The sequence below is a fragment of the Petrotoga sibirica DSM 13575 genome (assembly GCF_002924625.1).
Taxonomy (GTDB): domain Bacteria; phylum Thermotogota; class Thermotogae; order Petrotogales; family Petrotogaceae; genus Petrotoga; species Petrotoga sibirica.
Genome location: NZ_JAHC01000002.1, coordinates 21583 through 43977 on the forward strand (window position 1 = coordinate 21583; position 22395 = coordinate 43977).

Annotated in this window: 18 protein-coding genes and 1 CRISPR repeat array (1 of these 19 only partly in view); of the genes, 17 read left to right on the forward strand and 1 reads right to left on the reverse strand. The window is 31.4% G+C overall.

The genetic code is table 11. The annotated features are described in order from the left end of the window. Nucleotides 1–32 precede the first annotated feature (32 nt). On the reverse strand, nucleotides 33–1322 hold the full coding sequence (locus tag AA80_RS00255) for an ABC transporter substrate-binding protein (RefSeq protein WP_103875870.1): 1290 nt from the start codon (nucleotides 1320–1322) through the stop codon (nucleotides 33–35). 286 nt (nucleotides 1323–1608) lie between these two features. Between AA80_RS00255 and AA80_RS00260 the strand changes: the two genes are divergently transcribed. The 17 genes from AA80_RS00260 (at nucleotide 1609) to AA80_RS00340 (ending at nucleotide 20306) form a co-directional block, all read left to right on the forward strand. Continuing rightward, entirely contained in the window at nucleotides 1609–2157 is a 549-nt protein-coding gene (locus AA80_RS00260) for a macro domain-containing protein (RefSeq protein ID WP_103875871.1), read from the forward strand. 4 nt (nucleotides 2158–2161) lie between these two features. Then, nucleotides 2162–3493: a phenylacetate--CoA ligase family protein gene (locus AA80_RS00265; RefSeq protein ID WP_103875872.1), complete on the forward strand. Its 1332-nt coding sequence runs from the start codon at nucleotides 2162–2164 to the stop codon at nucleotides 3491–3493. Between the two features lie 28 nt (nucleotides 3494–3521). Then, complete coding sequence (gene polA, locus AA80_RS00270; RefSeq protein ID WP_103875873.1) at nucleotides 3522–6212, forward strand: DNA polymerase I; 2691 nt, start codon at nucleotides 3522–3524, stop codon at nucleotides 6210–6212. A 301-nt stretch (nucleotides 6213–6513) separates the two neighbouring features. Continuing rightward, nucleotides 6514–7851: a 30S ribosomal protein S12 methylthiotransferase RimO gene (gene rimO, locus AA80_RS00275; protein ID WP_103875874.1), complete on the forward strand. Its 1338-nt coding sequence runs from the start codon at nucleotides 6514–6516 to the stop codon at nucleotides 7849–7851. Next, nucleotides 7820–8347: a CDP-diacylglycerol--glycerol-3-phosphate 3-phosphatidyltransferase gene (gene pgsA, locus AA80_RS00280; protein WP_103875875.1), complete on the forward strand. Its 528-nt coding sequence runs from the start codon at nucleotides 7820–7822 to the stop codon at nucleotides 8345–8347. The genes rimO and pgsA overlap by 32 nt, the downstream gene beginning before the upstream one ends. 3 nt (nucleotides 8348–8350) lie before the next feature. Beyond that, nucleotides 8351–8959: an RNA 2',3'-cyclic phosphodiesterase gene (thpR, locus tag AA80_RS00285; RefSeq protein WP_103875876.1), complete on the forward strand. Its 609-nt coding sequence runs from the start codon at nucleotides 8351–8353 to the stop codon at nucleotides 8957–8959. Beyond that, on the forward strand, nucleotides 8952–10058 hold the full coding sequence (recA, locus tag AA80_RS00290; RefSeq protein ID WP_103875877.1) for a recombinase RecA: 1107 nt from the start codon (nucleotides 8952–8954) through the stop codon (nucleotides 10056–10058). The genes thpR and recA overlap by 8 nt, the downstream gene beginning before the upstream one ends. Then, nucleotides 10036–10506 (forward strand): regulatory protein RecX, encoded by a 471-nt coding sequence (locus AA80_RS00295; protein ID WP_103875878.1) that lies wholly within the window; start codon nucleotides 10036–10038, stop codon nucleotides 10504–10506. Before recA ends, AA80_RS00295 begins: the two co-directional genes overlap by 23 nt. 8 nt (nucleotides 10507–10514) lie before the next feature. After that, nucleotides 10515–12062, forward strand: a complete 1548-nt coding sequence (gene rny, locus AA80_RS00300; protein WP_370445624.1) for a ribonuclease Y — start codon at nucleotides 10515–10517, stop codon at nucleotides 12060–12062. A 69-nt stretch (nucleotides 12063–12131) separates the two neighbouring features. Beyond that, complete coding sequence (gene cas4, locus AA80_RS00305; protein WP_103875880.1) at nucleotides 12132–12632, forward strand: CRISPR-associated protein Cas4; 501 nt, start codon at nucleotides 12132–12134, stop codon at nucleotides 12630–12632. Between the two features lie 12 nt (nucleotides 12633–12644). Continuing rightward, entirely contained in the window at nucleotides 12645–13616 is a 972-nt protein-coding gene (gene cas1b / locus AA80_RS00310; protein WP_103875881.1) for a type I-B CRISPR-associated endonuclease Cas1b, read from the forward strand. 2 nt (nucleotides 13617–13618) lie between these two features. Further along, nucleotides 13619–13906, forward strand: a complete 288-nt coding sequence (gene cas2, locus AA80_RS00315; RefSeq protein WP_103875882.1) for a CRISPR-associated endonuclease Cas2 — start codon at nucleotides 13619–13621, stop codon at nucleotides 13904–13906. Between the two features lie 39 nt (nucleotides 13907–13945). Beyond that, complete coding sequence (gene cas6, locus AA80_RS00320; protein ID WP_103875883.1) at nucleotides 13946–14680, forward strand: CRISPR-associated endoribonuclease Cas6; 735 nt, start codon at nucleotides 13946–13948, stop codon at nucleotides 14678–14680. Then, a complete protein-coding gene (locus AA80_RS00325) occupies nucleotides 14677–16044 on the forward strand; it encodes a hypothetical protein (RefSeq protein ID WP_103875884.1) in 1368 nt (455 codons plus the stop codon). Before cas6 ends, AA80_RS00325 begins: the two co-directional genes overlap by 4 nt. Next, complete coding sequence (cas7i, locus tag AA80_RS00330) at nucleotides 16041–17099, forward strand: type I-B CRISPR-associated protein Cas7/Cst2/DevR (RefSeq protein WP_103875885.1); 1059 nt, start codon at nucleotides 16041–16043, stop codon at nucleotides 17097–17099. The genes AA80_RS00325 and cas7i overlap by 4 nt, the downstream gene beginning before the upstream one ends. After that, a complete protein-coding gene (gene cas5b / locus AA80_RS00335; protein ID WP_103875886.1) occupies nucleotides 17096–17887 on the forward strand; it encodes a type I-B CRISPR-associated protein Cas5b in 792 nt (263 codons plus the stop codon). Before cas7i ends, cas5b begins: the two co-directional genes overlap by 4 nt. Before the next feature lie 4 nt (nucleotides 17888–17891). After that, the gene (locus tag AA80_RS00340) at nucleotides 17892–20306 is read left to right on the forward strand and encodes a CRISPR-associated helicase/endonuclease Cas3 (RefSeq protein ID WP_103875887.1); all 2415 of its coding nucleotides are present in this window, start codon (nucleotides 17892–17894) and stop codon (nucleotides 20304–20306) included. A 153-nt stretch (nucleotides 20307–20459) separates the two neighbouring features. Beyond that, nucleotides 20460–22395: direct repeats of the CRISPR family, unit length 29 nt; unit sequence GTTTTAATCAACCAAAGAGGAATTTAAAT (it continues 326 nt past the right edge of the window).

Here is a 22395-nt window from a genome sequence, read left to right on the forward strand (position 1 = left end):
AAAGTATTCCCCTTTTAACAGCTAGTAAACTTTTAATAGCCTAATAATCTTTCTGCTTCTTTTTGTGCCCATTGAGCGGTTTGCTGTGGTGTCCAATCGTTTGCAAACATCAAATTGATCGCTCTACCAACTACAAAGTTACCAGATAGGATACTCATCTCCTCAATAATTTCTCCTTCCATGAACTCAAATCTTTCAACAGTATCTAATGCGGAAATAATCGTAGTTATTTGGTCCTTCCCATATCTTTCTAAAACAGGATTATCTAAAAATTCATCCATCTGTGCTATAGAGCTTCTGGTTGGATTCATTCCGCCAGGTGCCATGTGCAACCAGTAGATGTAATTGTTTCCACTCATAAGAAATTTTACCCATTGTTCTGCAGCATCTTTGTTGTCGGATGTGTTAAGTATACCCAATCCAACGACTTCTCCAAATGAAGACGGCCTTATGTTAACCATAAAATTTGCAAAACCTGTATTCTCAACAAGTTTAGGATCAAACTGTTCTACTCTTTGTTTTTGAACCTCTTCCACCGCAATATCGTCCATTATATAAGTCGAATAGAAAACCATTGCGGCTTCATTATTCAAATAACCATTTAATGCTGCTGGAACAGAGGTAAAACCAGGCTTGGAATATTTTCCAAGTTCTTTATAAAATCTAAATGATTCGATCATCTCGGGAGTATTAAAAAGAATATTTCCATCTCTATCTATTGGTCTTGCACCATTTGAAAGAGCGATTTGTGAAAAGACCTGCTCCGTATAAGCGTCAGCTTTCTTAGGCAATATTAAACCATAGAAACCATTAGCAGGATCGTTTAATGCTTTAGCAGCTGTAAGTATATTATACCAAGATGTTGGAGCCCCTAGGTCTCTTTCTTCAAACAAATTGGCCTTATACCAAATCCCTTGAACCCAGGCGTGAAAAGGTACCCCATAATATCCTCCATCTGGTGCTTTCATCAATCTTGAAACACCTTCATAAACATCACCAAAATCCTCGATGATCTTTGCATTCAGTTCTGTATCCATAAAACCTTGGCTTCCAAGCAGGAGAATAGGAGAAATGCCTCCTTCTATTACATCTGGTAAGGTACCAGCCTGAACTGCTCTTGGAATCTGTTCTAAAATCTCATTTTCCTCAATAGGTACTAAATTAATGGTTATACCCGTTTGTGCTTCAAAAATCTGTGCTAAGGCTCTTATCCTTTGTTGTCTATTTGTTTCTACCTGAGTGTGCCAAAACGTAATGGTTTGAGTGAACACCATCGCACTAACCAACACTGTTAAAATAACTACTGTAAGTTTCTTCACCATACACACCTCCTGAAATTTTGGTTCTTACTGTGAATAAAAATTTTTTACATAAGTATAAGATAAAAAGAAAATTTTCATTTTCATTATACAGAAAAAAATATTATTTTCAAAATCTGATTATTCGTGATTACGATTAATTATAAGTAATTATTTGAGATTATTATCTAAAATCTTTGATTTTCTCATTATTGCATTTTTTTGTGTTAGTCAACAAACTTTTGATATAATAATAGAAACATTAAATATGAACGGTAATATAATTTTATGTTTTGAGGAGGGTTAAAGTATGAACAAAATTATAAAAGAAATAAAAGTCAACAACGTTGAAATTAAATTGGTATCTGGTGATATAACTATCGAAGAAACAGATGCTATTGTAAATGCTGCTAATTCACAGTTGCAACATGGTGGTGGAGTAGCTGGAGCAATATTAAGAAAAGGAGGTCCCGATATTCAAAAAGAATCGAACGAATATATCAAAAAATATGGTAAAGTCGAAACTGGAAATGTTGCCCTAACAGCTGGGGGAAAGTTAAAATGCAAATACATAATACATGCAGTTGGACCTATTTGGGAAGGAGGTAATCAACAAGAAGAAAAGTTATTGTATGATGCCGTTTTCAATTCTTTGAAAAAAGCAGAAGAATTGAAATTGAATTCACTGGCCTTACCCGCCATAAGTGCAGGTATATACGGTTACCCAATAGAAAAAGCGGTTCCAGTTTATAAAAAAGCCGTCTCTGATTTTATAAATACCAATCCACAATTTTTAAAGGAAATCAGATTTGTAATATATGGCAAAGACCACTTGGATTATTTTTTGAAAGAATTTTGAGAATATGAGTTTTCTAAGGACAGTTTACTATTATTACTCTCTACGTAAAAACCTTAATTATTCAAGAAAAAAGATATTAGCATTAAGAGAAAAGAAATTTAGAAAAATACTGAAATATGCTTATAGAAAAATACCGTTTTATAAAGATTTTTATGCTTCTTATGGCATAAAAGAAAACATGCTGCAAGAGATTCCCATATACGAATTACCAACGATCAATAAAAATATTATGATTGATAATTTTGATAAGTTCTTTAAAGATAACCAAATTACTAAAAATAAAGTGGAAGATTTTTTAAAAAATAACCCCAATCCAACTTCTCTACTTTATGACAAGTATCATGTAATACACAGTTCTGGGTCAACTGGAACGGTAGGATATTATTTGTACAGTGAAAAAGAGTGGGATTTCATCAAAGCTATTTCAACAAGGATGTTTTCAAATTTCACTCTCAAAAGAAAGAAATATGCCTTTATAGGTGCAGTTGATGGACATTATGCTGCCATAAGTTTGTTCCTCTCTCCACTAAATGGACCTGAGAAGCTTTTCTATAAAGATTATATGGTAATGGATATAAACAAACCTATCAAAACTTACTTAAAAAAACTTAACGAGTTTCAACCGGATAATCTTACAGGGTATCCTTATGGTATAAGATCTTTAGCTACCTTTCAAAGCAAAGGCCTTTTGAACATTCACCCCGAAGTGATAGTTTGCGGTGGAGAACCTTTATTAAAAAATGTAGAACAGTTTTTAAAAGAAGTTTGGAAAGATGCTGAAATAGTTGATAGCTATGCAACATCTGAGTCTTTGGCTATGGGTGCCTCTAGGGAAGATTTAAAAGGTATGTACATATACGACGATGCGGTTTATCTTGAAATCAAAGAGAATAAAACAATTTTAACTAACTTGTACAATTACACCCAACCTATAATAAGGTATGAATTAACAGATATCCTAAAAAAATCAAAAGATGATGAAGGCGAATGGCCTTTTACAATGATCGAAAAAATTACTGGTAGAACCGAGATAATCCCATTTTTTATAAATGAAAACGGAGAAAAAGACGGTATTCATCCACTCGTTATAGCCGAATTTTTTGTCAAAGGAGTGGCTAAGTTTCAATTCGTCCAAAGAAATCAATCTTTCTTTGTCTTTAAAATAGTTGTTTCACAGAAAGAACGTTCGGATAAAATTGTAGAAGATGTTAGAAACAAACTTACCGATATCTTAGAAAAGAAAAAAATGAAAAACGTCAATTTTGAGGTAAAAGTTGTGGAAGATATCAAGTCAGATGAAAAGACTGGAAAATATAAATTAATTGTAATTGAGTAAAAAATCAAAAGAAAAGAAGGTGTTTTACATGGCAAATTTATATTTAATAGACGGCTCGGGAATAGCATATAGAGCCTTTTTTGCACTGGGGGACTGGATGAGCACTTCTGATGGTTTGCCAACAAACGCCATCTATGGAGTAGCTAGAATGCTTCTAAAGTTACTCAAAGAATACGTTAAAAAAGGCGAAGATTCAATAATATTTGTTATGGATAAAAAAACCACCACTTATCGAAATGAACTATTAAAAAGCTATAAAGCCCAAAGACCTGAAACGCCCGAAAAATATATACAACAGATCCCATACATTTACGAACTAGTGGAAAAATTAGGCATGAAATTAGTTGCTATGGATAATTACGAAGCCGACGACGTTATAGCCACGATAGTTGCAAAAAAGAAAAGAAAGTACGATAAAGTTTATATAATCACGTCTGATAAAGATATGATGCAACTTGTTAAGGATAATGTGTATATATTGAGGCCAGAAAAAGGAATAACAGAAATGGTAAACTACGATGCACACCAAGTGAAAGAAAAGATGGGGGTTCCTCCAGAACAAATAGCTGATTTACTGGCTTTGATGGGAGATAGTTCTGACAACATCCCGGGAGTAAAAGGCATTGGATTAAAAACAGCCCAAAAATTGTTGCAAAATTACAAGGATTTAGATGATCTGTATCAACATTTGGATGAAATAAAAGGTTCTACAAAAAACAAACTAAAAAATGAAAAGGAAACAGCATATCTGAGTAAAAAATTAGTCCAGTTGATGGCAGATGCACCAATAGAAGAAATATTTGAAGATAAAGAAATAATATATCAAGGATTCAGAGACGATCTAAGAGATTTCCTTAAAAAGTTAGAGTTCAACTCACTATTTAAAGAGTTAGATATGCCTGATATAACTAGTAACTCATCTAAAGTGAGAATGGAAACAAAAACAGAAAAAAAAGATTATTCAGCAAAAGGTAAGTATTACGAATACAACGCACAAGATTACAAAGAACTATTAAAAACTTTAGAAAAATACGAAATAATATCTTTTGACCTTGAAACTTCTTCTCTTGATCCATATCAAGCAGATATAGTAGGAATCGCTTTAAGCTGGAAACCGTTTGAAGGATATTTTTTGTATCTATACAAAGAAAAAAACAGATGGGAAATAACGAAAGAGATAGTCAATCTTTTAAACAACAAAAAGGTCATTGGTCAAAATTTAAAGTACGATATGACCGTTTTGAAAGTAAATAGAATTGAATTAAACAAAGTATATTTTGACAGTATGATAGCTGCTTATTTGTTGAATCCGGATAGCAGAAGGTTCAATATGGACGATCTCGCCAAAGAATATTTGGATTATAAAACAACTAAATACAAAGATGTTATGGGAAAAGATATCAAACTGTTAACCCTTGGAGACATCGATAAGAAAAAGGTTGTTGAATACGCTGCAGAAGATGCGGATATTGCTTATCGATTATTTGAAGTATTAAAACCCCAACTAGAAGAATTTGAACTAATTGAATTGTTTGAAAACATCGAAATGTCAACTATAAATGTGTTATCAGAAATGGAAATGAACGGAGTATATTTTGATTTAAAAGAACTCAAAAAACTGGAAGAGGAATACAACAAAAAGCTAAATTCATTAATGTATGAAATGAAAAAAATCGTGGGTTATGAATTCAATCCAAATTCACCAAAACAAGTTAGTGAACTACTTTTTGAAAACTTAGGATTGAAGGGAAAAAGAAAAACTAAGAGCGGATCATATTCAACAGATGCTGATTCATTGGAAGCTCTAAGAGATGAACATCCCATAATAGAAAAACTCTTAGAATATAGGAAATACCAAAAACTTCTTTCTACATACATAATTGCTATACCAAAATTAGTTAACAAAAAAACTGGTAGGGTTCATACATCTTTCAATCAAACGGGAACAGCTACCGGTAGATTAAGTAGTAGCGAACCAAATCTTCAAAATCTCCCCATACGAGAAGAAGATGGAGAAAGAATTAGAAGCACCGTCAAGGCGCAAAAAGATGATCGTGTTCTACTCAGTGCCGATTATTCACAAATTGAATTGAGAGTTTTAGCTCATCTAAGTAACGATGAAACTTTAATAAATGCTTTTAACAGTGATGAAGACATACATGCTCTAACCGCAGCTGCAATATTTGGTGTAAAAATCGACGATGTCGACTACAACATGAGAAGAGTGGGAAAAGTAGTTAATTTTTCTCTGGTGTATGGATCATCTCCATATGGATTAGCCGAGAATTTAAAAATACCTGTAGAGGATGCAAAAGAGTTCATGAACAAATACTTTAAAACTTACCAAAAAGTCAAAGAATATCAGGAATCAAGCTTAAAGGTTGCAGCACAAAAAGGTTATGTCGAAACTATATTCGGAAGAAAAAGATTTTTGAAAAACATAAAAACAGGCAAATCTGAACTGAAACGGATAGTCATAAATACCCCTATCCAAGGAAGCGCAGCCGATATAATGAAACTGGCGATGATAAATTTGTATAAAAAACTTCCAAAAGAAGCAAAATTAATACTTCAGGTACACGACGAAGTTGTAATAGAATTACCAGAAAAAATCGTAGAAGAAACCAAAAAAACGGTCCAAGATTGTATGGAAAATGCTGTCAAAATGAAAATACCTTTAAAAGTTGATATAAGTGTTGGTAAAAACTGGCTAAAATGATAATTATAAATATGTATAACTAGTTATAAAAATATTTTCATTTTTAAAAGAAAATCTGATATAATCTAAATAACTAATTAGATATTTTGTTTTGCTGTTCTGTGCAAAATGGTTTTTTAAATTTGCTGCAGTGTGCAAACCTTGTTTTTAAATGATTTTGACCTTGATTAGGGGTTTTTAAGGGGAACTCCCTTAACGTTCGGGGATTTTAAGGGGTAAACCCCTTAACGTCCTGGTGAAGGGCCGCTATATAATTAGATTTTAAATTCTACAATCAAAAAAACCAACATGGAGGAATCGAATGAAAAAGTTTCACATCGTAAAATTAGGTTGTCCAAAAAATGATGCAGATATGGAAATTCTGAAAGGATTACTCCTGAGCAAAGGATATAAACACGAGAATAACCCTCAATTTGCTGACTACATATTCATCGATACATGTGGTTTTATAGAAGAAGCTAAAAAAGAAAGCATTGAAACTATATTTGAATATACATCCTTAAAAGATAATAACAAAAATCCAAAAGTTATACCAATAGGTTGCCTAACTCAAAGGTATTTCAATGAGTTTCTCGAAAATGTTCCAGAAATAGATGGATTATACGGTGTGTTGTCCCCAAAAACCATAGTTGAGAAAATTGAAAATGGTGAATTTTTTTTTAAAAACGATATTCCTGAAACTTTGTATAATTGTAAAATTAGAGCGGTTCCAAATTCATATTACGCATACGTAAAAATTGGGGATGGGTGTAATAGAAATTGTACCTTTTGCTCTATACCCACGTTCAAAGGGAAACCGAAAAGCAGAAGCATAGAAGAAATAAATGAAGAAGTAGAATTTTTGGTATCCAAAGGCGTAAAAGAAATCATTCTTGTATCACAAGATAATACATTGTACGGCATAGATAATTACAAAAAGCAGGCATTACCTGATTTATTAGACAAACTTAATGATATAAGAGGGAAATTTTGGATCAGAGTCATGTACTTACATCCGGATTTTTTAAGCGAAGAAATCATAGAAAGCATACATAGAAATGAAAAGGTATTAAATTATTTCGATGTTCCAATTCAACATATCTCTGATAAAATTTTGCAAAGTATGGGAAGGCATAAGAAAAGAAGTGAATTAATGAAACTATTTGAGAAAATTAGAAAAGAACCATCCGTTATTAGGACAACGTTAATGGTAGGATTTCCTGGAGAAAAAGTTGAGGACTTTGAAGAGTTAGTAGATTTTGTAAAAGAGGTAAAATTTGAAAGAATGGGGAGCTTTAAATTTTCAAAAGAAGAAAATACAAGGTCATTCACGTTTCCAGAACAAATTGATGAACACATTAAAAATCAAAGACAAAATGAACTAATGGCAGTTCAAAGTAAAATTTCCAAAAACCTCATGGAAAAATATACAGATAAATCTTTAGAAGTTCTTTTGGAAGAAAAAGAAGACAACGTTTATATCGGAAGAAGCTTTTTAGACGCTCCGGAAATTGATGGGAATGTGTATATAAAAAATTTTGGTGACAAAGAACCATATTTAGGGGACTTCGTGAAAGTGAGAATTACTGGCTCATACGAATATGATCTAGAAGGAGAAATCGTTGAACATGAACATACCAAATTTTTTAAGCTTTTCTAGGATAATACTAGCCGTTCCAATATTTATTTTAACCGTCTTTGGAGAACCTTTTTATATCGTAGCCTTGGTTTTATTTATTATAGCTTCTTTAACCGATTGGTTAGACGGTTATGTTGCCAGAAAGACAGGTCAGGTTACCGATATCGGCAAATTTTTTGATCAAATATCTGACAAAATACTTATAAACTCTGTTTTTATTGCGATGTTGGGTGTAGGGATTTTGCCTGCGTGGTTTGTTGCTGTAATTGTATCAAGAGACACCTTTGTAAGCGGTTTAAGAATGGCAGCTGCGAATAAAAATATTGTTGTCCCCGCTGATAAGTTTGGTAAACTAAAAACCGTCTTAGAAATCGCTTTAATCATTGTAATATATTTGATGCTTTGGAACTTTCTAGTTAGTACGTTGATCTATTTAACCGTTATAATCAGTCTATTATCGGGAGTAAATTATACTCTCAAAACTGCTAAACAATTTTCAAAAAGAAGGGGGTCCTAGCATATGACACAGCTAAAAAATGTAAATTACTACAATACCGATAAATTAAGATCCTTCATTGCCATTGAAACCAACGAAAAATTAGAAGAGTTGTTGAATGATTTAATTGAAAGATTTCAAAGGATGGGATTTAAAGCCAATTGGACAAAATCAAAAAATGTCCATTTAACCTTGTTTTTCCTCGGAGATCAAAAAATGGAAAAGATAGCCCATCTGGCTTATAAAATTGGTGAAAGAATATCTGGATTTCCTACTTTTCATTTTAATATCCATAAAATGGGATTCTTTGAAAATGATTCTCAACCAAAGGTATTATGGCTAGGAATAGAAGAAGATAATACCTTAATTGGACTATATGATGAAATAAGGAAAGTACTAAAGATTTCAGAATTTGAGGTTAAAGATACCAACTTTTTACCTCATATTACTGTCGGAAGAGTTAAATCCTATCCTAACCATTGGAAAGAACTACTTAATTCTGTAACTTTCGATCAAATCCAAGTATACGTAAATTCTATCGGTATATACTCTTCTGAACTAACAAGGAAAGGCCCAATATATAAAAAACTTTACACTGTCGACTTTGAAGGAGGCGTCATCATTAATGGCTAAAAATGATTCTAAAGATACAAATAAAGAAGAACTGTTAGAAAAGCTTGTTAAAGAATTAGAAAAAAATCATGGAACAGGATCGGTCATGATAATGGGTAAGGGATTGGATAATAGCAATATATCCGTTGTACCAAGTGGATGTTTATCGCTAGACATAGCTTTGGGTGTTGGCGGATATCCAAGGGGAAGAATTGTGGAAATATATGGAAACGAATCATCGGGTAAAACTACGTTAGCTCTTCATTCCTTAGCGGAAGTCCAAAAATTGAACGGTATAGTCGCATTTGTTGATGCCGAACATGCTTTAGATGTTGAATATGCCAAAAAGTTAGGCGTAGACGTCGACAAATTAATTGTTTCACAACCGGATTATGGTGAACAAGCCCTTGAAATTGTAGATTCTTTGATAAGATCTAACATAGTAGACTTAATAGTCGTAGACTCTGTAGCCGCTTTAGTACCGAAAGCAGAAATAGAAGGAGCTATGGGAGACTCTCATATGGGACTTCAAGCAAGACTTATGTCTCAAGCTCTAAGAAAATTAGCTGGAAGTATAAACAAGTCCAAATCTATAGTAATATTTATAAACCAAGTAAGGATGAAAATAGGGGTAGTGTACGGTAATCCAGAAACCACTACGGGAGGAATTGCACTAAAATTTTATTCTACGATAAGGATAGAGGTAAGAAAAGGTAATGCCATAAGAGAAGGTAAAGATCAAATAGGGAATGAAACAACCTTAAAAGTTGTAAAAAATAAGGTTGCACCGCCATTCAAACAGGCAAATGTTGACATGATCTTTGGCCGAGGTGTCGCCAAAGAAAACGATATCTTTAACCTAGCTGTGGAGGAAGATTTAATTCAAAGAAAAGGTGCTTGGTTCTCTTATATCAACGAAAATGGTGAAGAAGTTAGTTTAGGACAGGGTAAAACTAATTCAGTTAGTTATCTCATGGAAAATCCTGACATACTTGATTATTTAGAATATACGATTCGCAAGAAGCACAATTTAATCATTCCCGATTATCTAGTAGAAAAGTTCGAATCTAACTCGTCAAAGAGCAAAAAAGAGAAAAATGAAGAAGTCCAAAAAAATTAATCCAAAAGATGAAAAAGCAGCCGAAAAATCTGCATTGAATTTAATAAAGTATCGTGCCAGATCAGAAAAGGAACTTTCAGTCCGTCTAAAAGAAAAAGGCTTTGATGATGAAGTTATTGGTAAAGTGGTAGAAAAATGCAAGAAAAACGGTTTGATAGATGACAAACTATTTGCATATTTATATGCATATGACAAGTTAACTTTAGACAAAAAAGGTCCTTTGTTTATACAGCATGAATTAAAGCGGTTGGGAGTAGAGGAAAGTTTGATTTTTGAGTCCCTTGACAAAGTTAAAAACGAAGTAGATATAAATACAATTGCTTTAGAATTGGCAAAAAATTATTATGAAAGAAAACAGGACATTCTCAAAACTAAAGTTTACTTGTATAGAAGAGGTTTTGAGCCAGACATTATAAACTGTGTTATTGAAAACTTAAGAGGTGATTAAAATTGGAAATTCTGGTATATATAATTATAGGAGCAGCAATATTCATCTTATCTTTGCTTGTTGGAATTAATATTGGAAACAAAAGAATTATTTCTACACTAAAAACAAAAAAAGAAGAATTGGAAGTTGAAATAAAAAACAAGCAAAAAGAAATAGAAAAGCTATTAAAAAAAGCAGATGAAGAAGCTAAGGCATTAAAACAAAAAGAATTATTAGAGGCAAGAGAAGAGATACATAAACTCAGACAACAATTTGATTTAGAAGCCAGGCAGCAAAGAGAAGAGCTTAAAAACAACGAAGAAAGATTAATAAGAAAAGAGGAAAGCTTAGCAAAAAAAGAAGAGAATCTAGAAAAACTAAAAGAAAAATTAGAAGCCCAACACGAAAATATCCTAAAATTAGAGAAAGAACTGGAAACAAAATTAAATGAAATCGCAAAAATGACCGAAGAAGAAGCACGTCAGATAGTAATAAACGAAGCAAGAGATAAATACGAAAAAGAAATTGCCCAAAAATTCAAAGAAATAAAAGATTATTATGAAGATGAATCAAAAAAATATGCCCGATGGGTTATCACTACCGCCATTCAAAGATATGCATCAGATGTCACCAACGAAATAACTACGTCAACCGTATCCTTACCTACAGATGACATGAAAGGCAGAATAATTGGTAGAGAGGGAAGAAACATCAGAACATTTGAAAAACTCACCGGTGCCGATTTGATAATTGATGATACCCCAGAAATAGTTGTAATATCCTCATTCAACCCATTAAGAAGAGAGATAGCAAAAAGGACACTCGAAATGCTAGTAGCCGATGGACGAATACATCCTGCCAGAATAGAAGAGCTCTATGAAAAATCAAAAAATGAAATTCAAGAATACATAAAAGAGGTAGGAAAGGAAGCGGTAATTCGAGCAGGTATAAAACAACCTCATATTGAGATAATTAAACTTCTAGGTAGATTAAAATTTAGAACCAGTTATGGACAAGATGTATTGGAACATTCCATAGAAGTATCACAATTTGCTGGAATGATGGCAAGTGAACTAGGTTTGAACGTTGAACTTGCTAAAAGAGCAGCTTTATTTCATGATTTAGGAAAGGCTGTTGATCATGAAGTTGAAGGATCACATGCTATTGTTGGAGGGCAAATTGCTAAGAGATACGGAGAGAAATTGGAAGTAGTTAATGCTATACAGTATCACCACAACGAAGTTGACCCGATGACACCCGAAGCTGTTTTAGTTGCTGCAAGTGATGCACTATCGGCATCCAGACCTGGTGCACGTAAAGAAACTTTGGAAAATTACATTCGAAGGATCGAGCAACTTGAGGAGATTGCAAAATCATTTAGGTACGTTGATAAAGCTTACGCGATACAAGCAGGAAGAGAATTGAGAATAATAGTTCAACCAGATAAAGTTGAAGATGAAGTCGCAGAAAAATTGGCACACGATATATCTGTTCAAATAGAGGAAAAAGTTCAATATCCTGGAGTAATCAAAGTAACCGTAATTAGAGAAAAAAGAAGTATATCTTATGCAAGTTAGAAAACAGTTAATATCTTAGGGGTTACACCCCCTAAGATATTATTTTTATAATAAAATCAGGTGTTTATTATGACAGATTTTGAACCATCTGGTTTACTTATTGATTATTTTTACATATGTAAAAGAAAACTATATCTCTACTTTTACAAAATTTCCTTTGAAAATACAAATGATGCAATACAGATAGGTAAAGAGATAGAAGAATCGTTTTTCAAGGATTCATTGAAAAGTATCACCGTAGCTAACTCGAAAATTGATTTCATCACTATTGAAGATAAAGTAGTAGTTCATGAAATAAAGAAAAGTAAAGCTTTCGAAAGTGCCCATATTTGGCAAGTTAAATATTATATTTACCAACTTCGTCAAAAAGGAATCGATTCAGAATATGGTATAATTCATTATCTTCTTCTGAAAAGAAAAATATCAGTCAATTTTAATGAAATGGACCAAGCAAGGATCCAAGAAGCTATAGAAAAAATAAGAGAAATATTGTCTCTAAGTCAACCACCACAGGTAATCAAAAAACCATTTTGTTCCAAATGCGCTTATTATGAATATTGTTATATATAAAGTGAATCAAACATGAAGAGAAATTATTATATATTTTCTTCAGGACGTATAAAAAGGAAAGAAAATACTATATTATTTGAAAATAAACAGGAGAAAAAAAGTATTCCCGTTCAAGATGTTGACTCTTTATATTTATTTGGAGAAAATGATTTAAACTCAAAATTTCTAGATTTCGCTTCAAAACATGAAATAAAAATACATATTTTTAACTATTATGGCTTTTATTCTGGGACTTACTATCCAAGAGAAACAAATTTATCAGGTCATGTTGTTGTTAAACAGGTTGAAAATTATTTAAACAAAGAAAAAAGAGCTTATTTAGCAAGAAAATTTGTCCAATCTGCTATTCACAATATGAAAAGAAACCTACAAAAAAGAACAATTGATTATGATCCGGAAGAATATTTGTCAGAACTAAGTACAAGGTTAGAAGATAAGATTGAAATTCAAGAAATAATGTCACTTGAAGCTGCTGCAAGAAAATATTATTATTCCCTGTGGGAAAATATAACAAAATGGAAATTTGAAAAAAGAACTTACAAACCTCCTGAAAACCCTTTAAATTCACTAATATCTTTTGGATACTCTCTATTGTATACTACTACACTATCAGAAATATACAAAACTCACCTAGATCCTAAGATTAGTTATCTTCACGAACCCTTTGAAAAACGCTTTTCTCTCTCATTAGATATCTCCGAAATTTTCAAACCTATTTTTATCGACAGAATAATATTTAGACTAATAAACAACAAAATGATCTCAGACAATGATTTTCAAATGAATGAGTTAGGAGTATTTTTAAATGAAGAAGGAAGAAAAAAATTTGTAAAGGAATACGATACTCTTATAAATTCTACAATATTACATAGAAATTTAAAAAGAAAAGTAAGGTACTCTTCTTTAATAAGACTGGAATGTTATAAAATAATAAAAAGATTAATTGAAAATCAAGAATACAAACCATTAAAAGCCTGGTGGTAAGTATGAAAATTATCTTGATTTATGATATCGATACGACCGATCAAGAGACTAATCCCAATAAGCGATTAAGAAAGATCTTAAATATATCTCGGCAATATCTCAATCAAATTCAAAAATCTGTCTTTGAAGGGAATTTAACTCAAGGGGAACTTTTTAAATTGAAAAATGAAATCTTAAAGGTAGTGGATAAAGAAAAAGATAGCGTGATTATCTATCTTCTCAACGATGGAGTAGATTTGAAAAGAAATATTTTAACTAATATAAAGGATCCATATGATAATTTCTTATAATCATAATTAAGTTGGAATTTAAAAAAAGGGGTGATAAATTTGAGATTAAAAGTGATATTTGAAAGTCAAAGCGATACCTCCTATATACCGTTAGACTACAGACCCACCTTAATTTCAATGCTTAAATCAGCTTTAATGAATACAACTTACTATAACGAACTTTTTCAAAAGAAGACACTCAAATCTTACACATGGGCTGTATATTTTGGGAAAGAATTTAAAATAACTAATAATTCTCTCCAAACATCAAAAAATATTACTTTTTATTTTTCAACTAGTGATGAGCAACTAATAATGGTTCTTTTCAATGGTTTACTTGATCTCAAAAAGCAAACTTACAAATTATCTTTCCCTCAAGTTAATTTCTCTATAAAAACTATTATTCCTTTCCCACCAGAAATGTACAATAAATCTTCGATCTATTTTAAAACAATGTCTCCAGTAATTTTAACTAATCCTCTTGTATCCAAAGATGAAAAAAATTTTTATGTAACTCCTCAGGAAGAATTTGCAACTTTTCAATATATATTGAACCTGCAAACAAGGAAAAAGCTTGAACTACTTGGTTTAGGAAATATTTACAAAGATATTTTATTCGAAAATATAAATACAAAAGATACGTTAATAAGACACTACGGTGGATTTATAAAAGGTTTTACAGGATTTTTTAAAATTACATCCTCTCCTCAAATTATAACCTTTTTATACGAAACAGGAATGGGAGTCAAAACGGGTTCTGGTTTTGGTTATCTTGACAAAGTGGGTGAGGAATGATGAAATTATACTCTTCAAACTGGATTTGGAATGCTTCCGTTATTGGATTTTTAAACGCCGTTAAAGAATTAATGGTAAATGGGGAGGAAGTTGTAGATCAATTAATTAAAGGTGAAGAATACGTGGAAATAGAACAAGATTTAGAGGATTTTTTATGGAGTGATTTTAATACATCCTCAAAATATAATCTAAAACCAGAATATGAACCAAAATTTGACGAAAACAGATCTTTACCAAAAATAGGATGGATGTTTATTACATCGGTAAATCCTCAAGCATTTAAAGAGAAAATCGCTTTAAAGCAGGAGGAAGAAGGCTTCACCGCCAACTTTAACAAATTATTTTCTAATGCAGGTCCCTATAAAAATTTTATTAATACTCAAATAAAAGATAAAAAACTAAGTATCATTAATTTCTTTTCTAAACCAAAAACTATTGAAAATGGATTAATTTGTTCTTTTTGCAATCAAAGGATGGTCCCTGAAAATAATTCTGAAACAAATGATTATCAAATTTCCTTCAACTTAGCCTTGTTTCAAGACATTGGGGGTAGTTATGGAAAATTCCCAAACGCGAATTTTCAAGATATTTCAGAACTTTTAATATGTCCCACATGCTCACAGTTCTTATTATTCAGACACAAAGGATTCGAAAATATTTTTATTAATTCAACCTCGTTCAATCTAATGTACAAATTAAACCAACTAGCAAAAAACATGGAAAGAATTGATCGAAAGGAATTTTTAATGCAAGCTCAAACTTCAGAAATGATAATAAGAAATTCTTGGACTCTTTCTAATACAGAAATTATAGAGATAAGTGGGTCGAATGTTACTTTTAATAATATTACAGATCTTACAGCAAAATTATTTGTTTCTCCAATTATTATCTCTTATTTACAAGAAATTACTTACAACAAGCAAAATATTTTGGACTACATTATTTCATCAGACTTTTCAAAAATTCTTAAGTTAGTTTATAAAGAGTTAAAAAATGATTATGCACCCTATTATGAAATAAAAATTTATACAGAAATTCAAAAAATCTTAGGAGGTGAACAAATGAAAGAAAAAGTTATAAGTGTAGAGAATCTGTATTATGAAGGAAAAAACTGCAAAAATGAAGATCTTATTGAAAGTTTGAAGAGAAACATATTCAAAATCTTAGAAATGGTTCGTCTTGGGAAAAAAGCACAAACTCAGTATACAATACTTCGAATTTTTGCATCTTTCAACGAAAAAATACCAGAGAACTTGTCGAGGATATTTAACCCACAATTTCCAGAGGATTTATTCCAAGCAGGAATGTATAACTTTTTAACAGGAATAAAAAATGCCCAAAAAAAGGAGGAAGAACAACTATGAGTATAACAGCTACAATGGTATTTGAAGCTTCAGAATTAAATCGCGACGAAAAAATGGGGAACAATATACTAACGATAAAAAAGCTATCTTATGGTAATAAAATTCTTGCTTTTATATCTAGAAATGCAATAAGGCATTACCTTTTCTATACCTTGAATAGACTGTATCCGGAAGATTGGAAAGAAGCTGCTGTAACTGTTCCAAAAAACTCAAAAGAAGCAATTCAATTTGATCTGAAAAAGTCTAATATATTGGAAAATGCAGAACTAGACTTTTTTGGATATATGTCCACCGAAGAAGGCTCTTTGAGTACGGTTAGAAAAGCACCTCTTGGAATTACAAAGGCACTTTCTTTCGAAGAATGGAGAGGTGATATGGCTTTTTACGCAAATCCTGAGATGGCAAAGAGGTCAGGCACTACTCCAAATCCATACCAAAAAGAGGAATTTTTTGGGATATTTAAATATTCTGTGACAATTGACGAAGATAGGATAGGTAAAGATTCTTGGATTATTAGTAACGGAGAAACAGAATTTTCAGAGGGTACCTTAAAGATTTCTCTAGAAGCTACGAAGAAGAAGAAGAACGATTCAGGAAAGATTCTCTTTGTTAGAAATTTAGAAAAAATTTCTGAGACAGAGTATAAGCATGAGAAAGGGAAAGTTATAATCAAGGAGAATGATAATCAAAAAACAATAAATTTCATAGTTGATGATGAAGTTAAAGAAAAAAGGATAAAGCAAATATTAGAAGTTCTTCAAAATGGATTAGTCTATCATGCATCCACAGAACATGAATGTATAATTCCTCTTTTTATGATCGTCGCAAAGGTTAAAATACCTGCGCCAATTTTTCACCACAAATTAAGCATTGATTTTGACGTTTCTCCAATGAGAATTACAAAAGAAAATATAGAGGATCTTTTAAGTAACGAATATATAGAAAGCATTTATTTAAAAGATAGTCCTTCTAAATTAACTATAGAACCTTTTCAAACGAACATCCCTAAATCTCAAAAGATAGATGATTTAATCACTAAGGAAGATAAAAAATGAAAGTTTTGAAATTTGAACTTTATCAACCAGCAGCTTTGTACAGAATTCCTTATTCACAAAGTAGATGGTTAACTTATATATCTCCACCGTATTCAACTATAATCGGTTTTTTCTGTAATATTTTAGGGGAGAAAAGTCTTATAAGTTCCTTTTTGCAATCCACAAATTATATTGCTGTTTATTCTAAATTTCTCTCAAAAAGTAAGTCCTATAGTTGGTTGAGGAACTTATCTAAAAATCGAGTCCACGTAGAAACAGAACATATTGGTTCACAATCTCCAATAATCTTAGAAGAATTGAATGATGTCCATCTAAATATATATCTATACTCCGAACAAAAAGATTTTTATGGTAAATTAATTCAAAATTCTTCCTTACCAGAAAAATGGTTGCATCATCTGCATCTTGGCCGATCAGAAGATTGGGCGCAAATAAATAACATAAAAGTCATAGATGTTGTTAAACGACCCATATATGGAAGATTAGAAGGAAGTACTTGGGTCGCTAATCCAAACGATTCTTTATATGAGACAGAAGAAAATAGTCACTATAAAGAATTTTATTCCAAACTTGCATCGGCCGAAAACTTAATTAGTTCATTGTATGAAATAAAGAAAATATCTTTTAAATCTGATAATAAGTTAAAAGTAAACTATGTGAGAAATTTCAATTATATTCCTTCAAAGCTTATCTATAATAATGATCTACCTTATAGTACTACCAAAAATTATGAATTTTATATAGATGATGATGTGCCACTTTTTTTTACAAAGATAAAAAAGAGGTGAAAAAATGGAAGACTTATATGCTAAGAGCAACAATTCAACGACTCTTAAGCAGCACACTTTTGACGTTTTCACCCAAATCAAAAAGTTAAGCTTTTCTAATTCTAACTATGAGGATATTCTTAAATACAGTGCTTTTTTGCATGATTTGGGAAAAGCTATACCACACTTTCAAAAACAGATTTTAAAAAATAAAAATTACAATTGGGATGATTCTATTGCTGATGTTGCTAATATTCCTCATAGCATTGCATCCCTTTTTTTCATTGATAAAATAAAACTTATGGAGAAATTGAATGAAGAATCAATAAGAATTGTCCTTTCAAACGTAGTTTTCCACCATTTCAGAGATAATTTTTCAGGAATCATTTTAGAAAGCAATGGAACTCTTAAACTTTTTCTGGAAACAACAGGTGAAAAAGGTTTAAGAGAAATAGAAAGCAAATTAAAAAATCATTTCAAAGGAACTGAAATAGAAACTTACATTGCTTTTGATGAGAAATTGTATACCGCAATTACACATGGTTCTTCCTTAATAGGAACGGGCTTAATACTGCCTCCATATGTACTAACTTTCTTACCTCAAATAATTAAAGAAAGAAAAGAAAATCTAAAAATGCATATTTTGACTATAGGCAGTCTAATGAGAGCTGATCATTTTTCATCTTATCTTGAAACAAATAATTATAATATAAACGATTATCCATTAGAGATACCGCCTCTATCTAAGACAGAAACAGAAAACAAAATAGATGCCTATCTAAAAAATAAAAACATTAGTGAGAATGAAATTTGGCAAAAAAAGCTGCCTATAAATGATAAGATATCCATTTTAATCGCTCCAACAGGTAGTGGAAAAACTGAATATGCTCTTTACACATATACTGGGAAAAAGACAATTTATTTATTACCTATGAAAGTTTCATCCAATGCAATGTATGAAAGATTATCTGACATTTTTACAAAAGAAAAAGTGTCTTTATTACATTCTGAAGCGTTTGAATATCTTTCAAAAAAGTATGATGAGGATCCGGAATATGGAGGTGAAATAAGAACCAACATAGAAATGGCTAAAAATTTAGCTTATCCTTTTATAGTTTGTACCGGAGATCAAATTTTCCCTTCGATAATGAAATATCCTTCTTTTCAGAAAATTTATACTACTTTTCCAAATTCAAAATTCATAATAGATGAGGTTCAGTCGTATGATCCTAAAGCAATTGCCATGATAATAAAAGCTATAGAAGAAATAATCGATTATGGTGGTAATGTTATAGTTATAACCGCTACCCTTCCAAACTTTTTCCTTGATGAACTAAAAAGAAGATTCGAATCGAAATCTTTTGATATTGATCCCTCTAAACGGGTTATAAATCGTTATAATTCTATCTCCCCAACCTTCTGCAAACATAAATTTAAATTGACAACCATGAGCGAAAGCGAAATAACAGAAAAAGCCTTAGATTTAGCAAAATCAGGCAAAAGGGTTATGGTAGTATGCAACACAGTGGAATATGCTCAGAATATCTATAAAAATATAATGAATCTAAAAAAAGATGAAAAAATAAAAACATTTTTACTTCATTCACGGTATACTTTTAACGATAAAAGAGATAAAGAAAGTACAATAATTCAAGAATTTAAAAACCCTAAGAGCGAAGATGAAATAGAGCCAAAAATCTTAGTTTCTACCCAAATAATAGAAACATCGCTTGATATCGATTCTGACTATATGATAACTGAAATCGCTCCTATCGATGTACTAATACAACGATTTGGTAGAGTCATGAGAAGAATAAAAGAAGAGGATTCATTCGATTTAACAGAAGAAAATGTGTTTATTGTGACTCAAAATATGGAAGGTAAAAAGAAAAATACCATCTTTGAAAGCAGTAAAGGAAAAGTATATTATCCTGAAGCACTTAGTTCAACTTTTGATATATTGAAAAATCATGATTCTAAACTATGTGAAAAGGAAAAGCAAACCCTTGTCTCTAAAATGTATGCAGAGATTTTTAATGAACAATCCAAAATTAAGCAAGAATTTCAAAATGCACTACAGGTTTTTGATTCAGGATACAGTAGCGCTTCAAAGCTAGAAGCTCAAAGTATGTTCAGACAGGTTGCAAACGTTGATGTAGTTCCAGAAAATAAAATAGACGATTTTGTAAATGAGCTTAAAACCTATAAATTTTCTGATTATTCAGATTTTAAAAACAAGATACTAAACGAGTATGTTATCTCAATGAATTATTTTTTAGTGAATCAAAACCTAAAAGAAATACCCATAAACGGAGAAATAAGTGCAACAATTCGTAAATGGTTAAGTGGAATAAAATTATGTACCAATCTAACTTACGATAAAGAACTCGGAGCAGTTTTGAATAAAGAAAAAAACAAAGTAGAAAATCCATTTATTTGATTTAATATTTTATTAACAATGATAAAATCAAAAGCTTGATTAATACTGACATTTTGCATGTTCAAGAAAACCTAAAAAAATCATTGGAGGTTTGACGCAAAATGTTAGATATGAGTTATTTCTAATCCTTAATCAATCATATTTTTGATAACCGTTTTAATCAACCAAAGAGGAATTTAAATTCCACAGATGCCTGATCAGCCAAGGCCACTGACATCCGTTTTAATCAACCAAAGAGGAATTTAAATTTTTAAATATATGTATAACTTGATACACTATAATTAGTTTTAATCAACCAAAGAGGAATTTAAATTGGAATGTTATACTTTTATTAGATGGGTTGTATCCGTTTTAATCAACCAAAGAGGAATTTAAATCGAATAAAGCTGTTGAAGCTAAGACGTTTCTTCCAGGGTTTTAATCAACCAAAGAGGAATTTAAATTCTTTATAAAAGGGTTATAAAGCTTGAAATTACTCCCGTTTTAATCAACCAAAGAGGAATTTAAATTTCTTTTTTAAATATTTTAAATGAGCTTTTAATTGGGTTTTAATCAACCAAAGAGGAATTTAAATATAAACCATTCAGGCTTTAACATTTGCAATCCTACTAGTTTTAATCAACCAAAGAGGAATTTAAATTATCTTCCCCCTCATTATCCCCCCTACCCCAAATTCGTTTTAATCAACCAAAGAGGAATTTAAATATAATAGCCCATACCCAAAAAGGAACACCGTTCCTTTTGTTTTAATCAACCAAAGAGGAATTTAAATAATATTGTGTTCTGCGCAGGATCAAAGATGTACCTACGTTTTAATCAACCAAAGAGGAATTTAAATTTCTGCGTATGTATACCCGAAATTCTCACATATCCGGTTTTAATCAACCAAAGAGGAATTTAAATAATATTGTGTGCTGCGCAGGATCAAAGACGTACCTAGTTTTAATCAACCAAAGAGGAATTTAAATCAGAAACGCTTTTCTATATTTCGTGAAGTCGATTTCGTTTTAATCAACCAAAGAGGAATTTAAATATTGTTGGCCCAGGCAACACGAAGCATATACATGCTTGTTTTAATCAACCAAAGAGGAATTTAAATATACCTCCCTATAGTAGTTGGTTGCGGTGATTCTTGCCCGTTTTAATCAACCAAAGAGGAATTTAAATATTGTTTTCATGTTCTATGACTAGCACAACGTTGTTTTGTTTTAATCAACCAAAGAGGAATTTAAATTCCAGCACACTATTGAACGACTGCGTACTTTTTTGCATGTTTTAATCAACCAAAGAGGAATTTAAATTCGTCACCAAACTGGCGCAAATAGTACTTGTTCAGAACGTTTTAATCAACCAAAGAGGAATTTAAATCTGCGAGGCGTAGTATGACGCATCAATTTCCATAGCAGCGTTTTAATCAACCAAAGAGGAATTTAAATCTTGATAACGTTCCCATACCCCCAGTTGTAGCACATGTTTTAATCAACCAAAGAGGAATTTAAATTCGTAATTCATTATGTATTTTATATCAGTGTAAATTTGTTTTAATCAACCAAAGAGGAATTTAAATCTGACATTCGTTGATAATCCCCGATCCAGATTTCATTGTTTTAATCAACCAAAGAGGAATTTAAATTTTCAAGAAAAGAAGTTTCTATCAAAATATTCACAGGGTTTTAATCAACCAAAGAGGAATTTAAATTTTTATTATCTTCCTCTTTATACTTCAACCTTAAGGTTTTAATCAACCAAAGAGGAATTTAAATGTCGCAAACAGATATCTCAACGATCGCATACGTTTTGTTTTAATCAACCAAAGAGGAATTTAAATTCTTTCACCTTTCTGCAATACTGGATGAATTCCTTGAGTTTTAATCAACCAAAGAGGAATTTAAATATGGACGCTGCTACCTTCTCAAAACCCGACAAGTTCGGGTTTTAATCAACCAAAGAGGAATTTAAATTTGCCATTCCTGAAGTTCCTTTTGGTACTTTTCATCGTTTTAATCAACCAAAGAGGAATTTAAATAAGACCAATCACTCTCATTCAAGCTCGTGTCTCTGGTTTTAATCAACCAAAGAGGAATTTAAA

Coding starts and splice junctions, on each gene's coding strand:
- AA80_RS00265 (WP_103875872.1), top strand. CDS start 2,162: ATGAGTTTTCTAAGGACAGTTTACTATTATTACTCTCTACGTAAAAAC.
- cas1b (WP_103875881.1), top strand. CDS start 12,645: ATGAAGAGAAATTATTATATATTTTCTTCAGGACGTATAAAAAGGAAA.
- pgsA (WP_103875875.1), top strand. CDS start 7,820: ATGAACATACCAAATTTTTTAAGCTTTTCTAGGATAATACTAGCCGTT.
- rimO (WP_103875874.1), top strand. CDS start 6,514: ATGAAAAAGTTTCACATCGTAAAATTAGGTTGTCCAAAAAATGATGCA.
- AA80_RS00255 (WP_103875870.1), bottom strand. CDS start 1,322: ATGGTGAAGAAACTTACAGTAGTTATTTTAACAGTGTTGGTTAGTGCG.
- polA (WP_103875873.1), top strand. CDS start 3,522: ATGGCAAATTTATATTTAATAGACGGCTCGGGAATAGCATATAGAGCC.
- thpR (WP_103875876.1), top strand. CDS start 8,351: ATGACACAGCTAAAAAATGTAAATTACTACAATACCGATAAATTAAGA.
- AA80_RS00295 (WP_103875878.1), top strand. CDS start 10,036: ATGAAGAAGTCCAAAAAAATTAATCCAAAAGATGAAAAAGCAGCCGAA.
- recA (WP_103875877.1), top strand. CDS start 8,952: ATGGCTAAAAATGATTCTAAAGATACAAATAAAGAAGAACTGTTAGAA.
- AA80_RS00340 (WP_103875887.1), top strand. CDS start 17,892: ATGGAAGACTTATATGCTAAGAGCAACAATTCAACGACTCTTAAGCAG.
- cas5b (WP_103875886.1), top strand. CDS start 17,096: ATGAAAGTTTTGAAATTTGAACTTTATCAACCAGCAGCTTTGTACAGA.
- cas7i (WP_103875885.1), top strand. CDS start 16,041: ATGAGTATAACAGCTACAATGGTATTTGAAGCTTCAGAATTAAATCGC.
- cas2 (WP_103875882.1), top strand. CDS start 13,619: ATGAAAATTATCTTGATTTATGATATCGATACGACCGATCAAGAGACT.
- AA80_RS00260 (WP_103875871.1), top strand. CDS start 1,609: ATGAACAAAATTATAAAAGAAATAAAAGTCAACAACGTTGAAATTAAA.
- AA80_RS00325 (WP_103875884.1), top strand. CDS start 14,677: ATGATGAAATTATACTCTTCAAACTGGATTTGGAATGCTTCCGTTATT.
- cas4 (WP_103875880.1), top strand. CDS start 12,132: ATGACAGATTTTGAACCATCTGGTTTACTTATTGATTATTTTTACATA.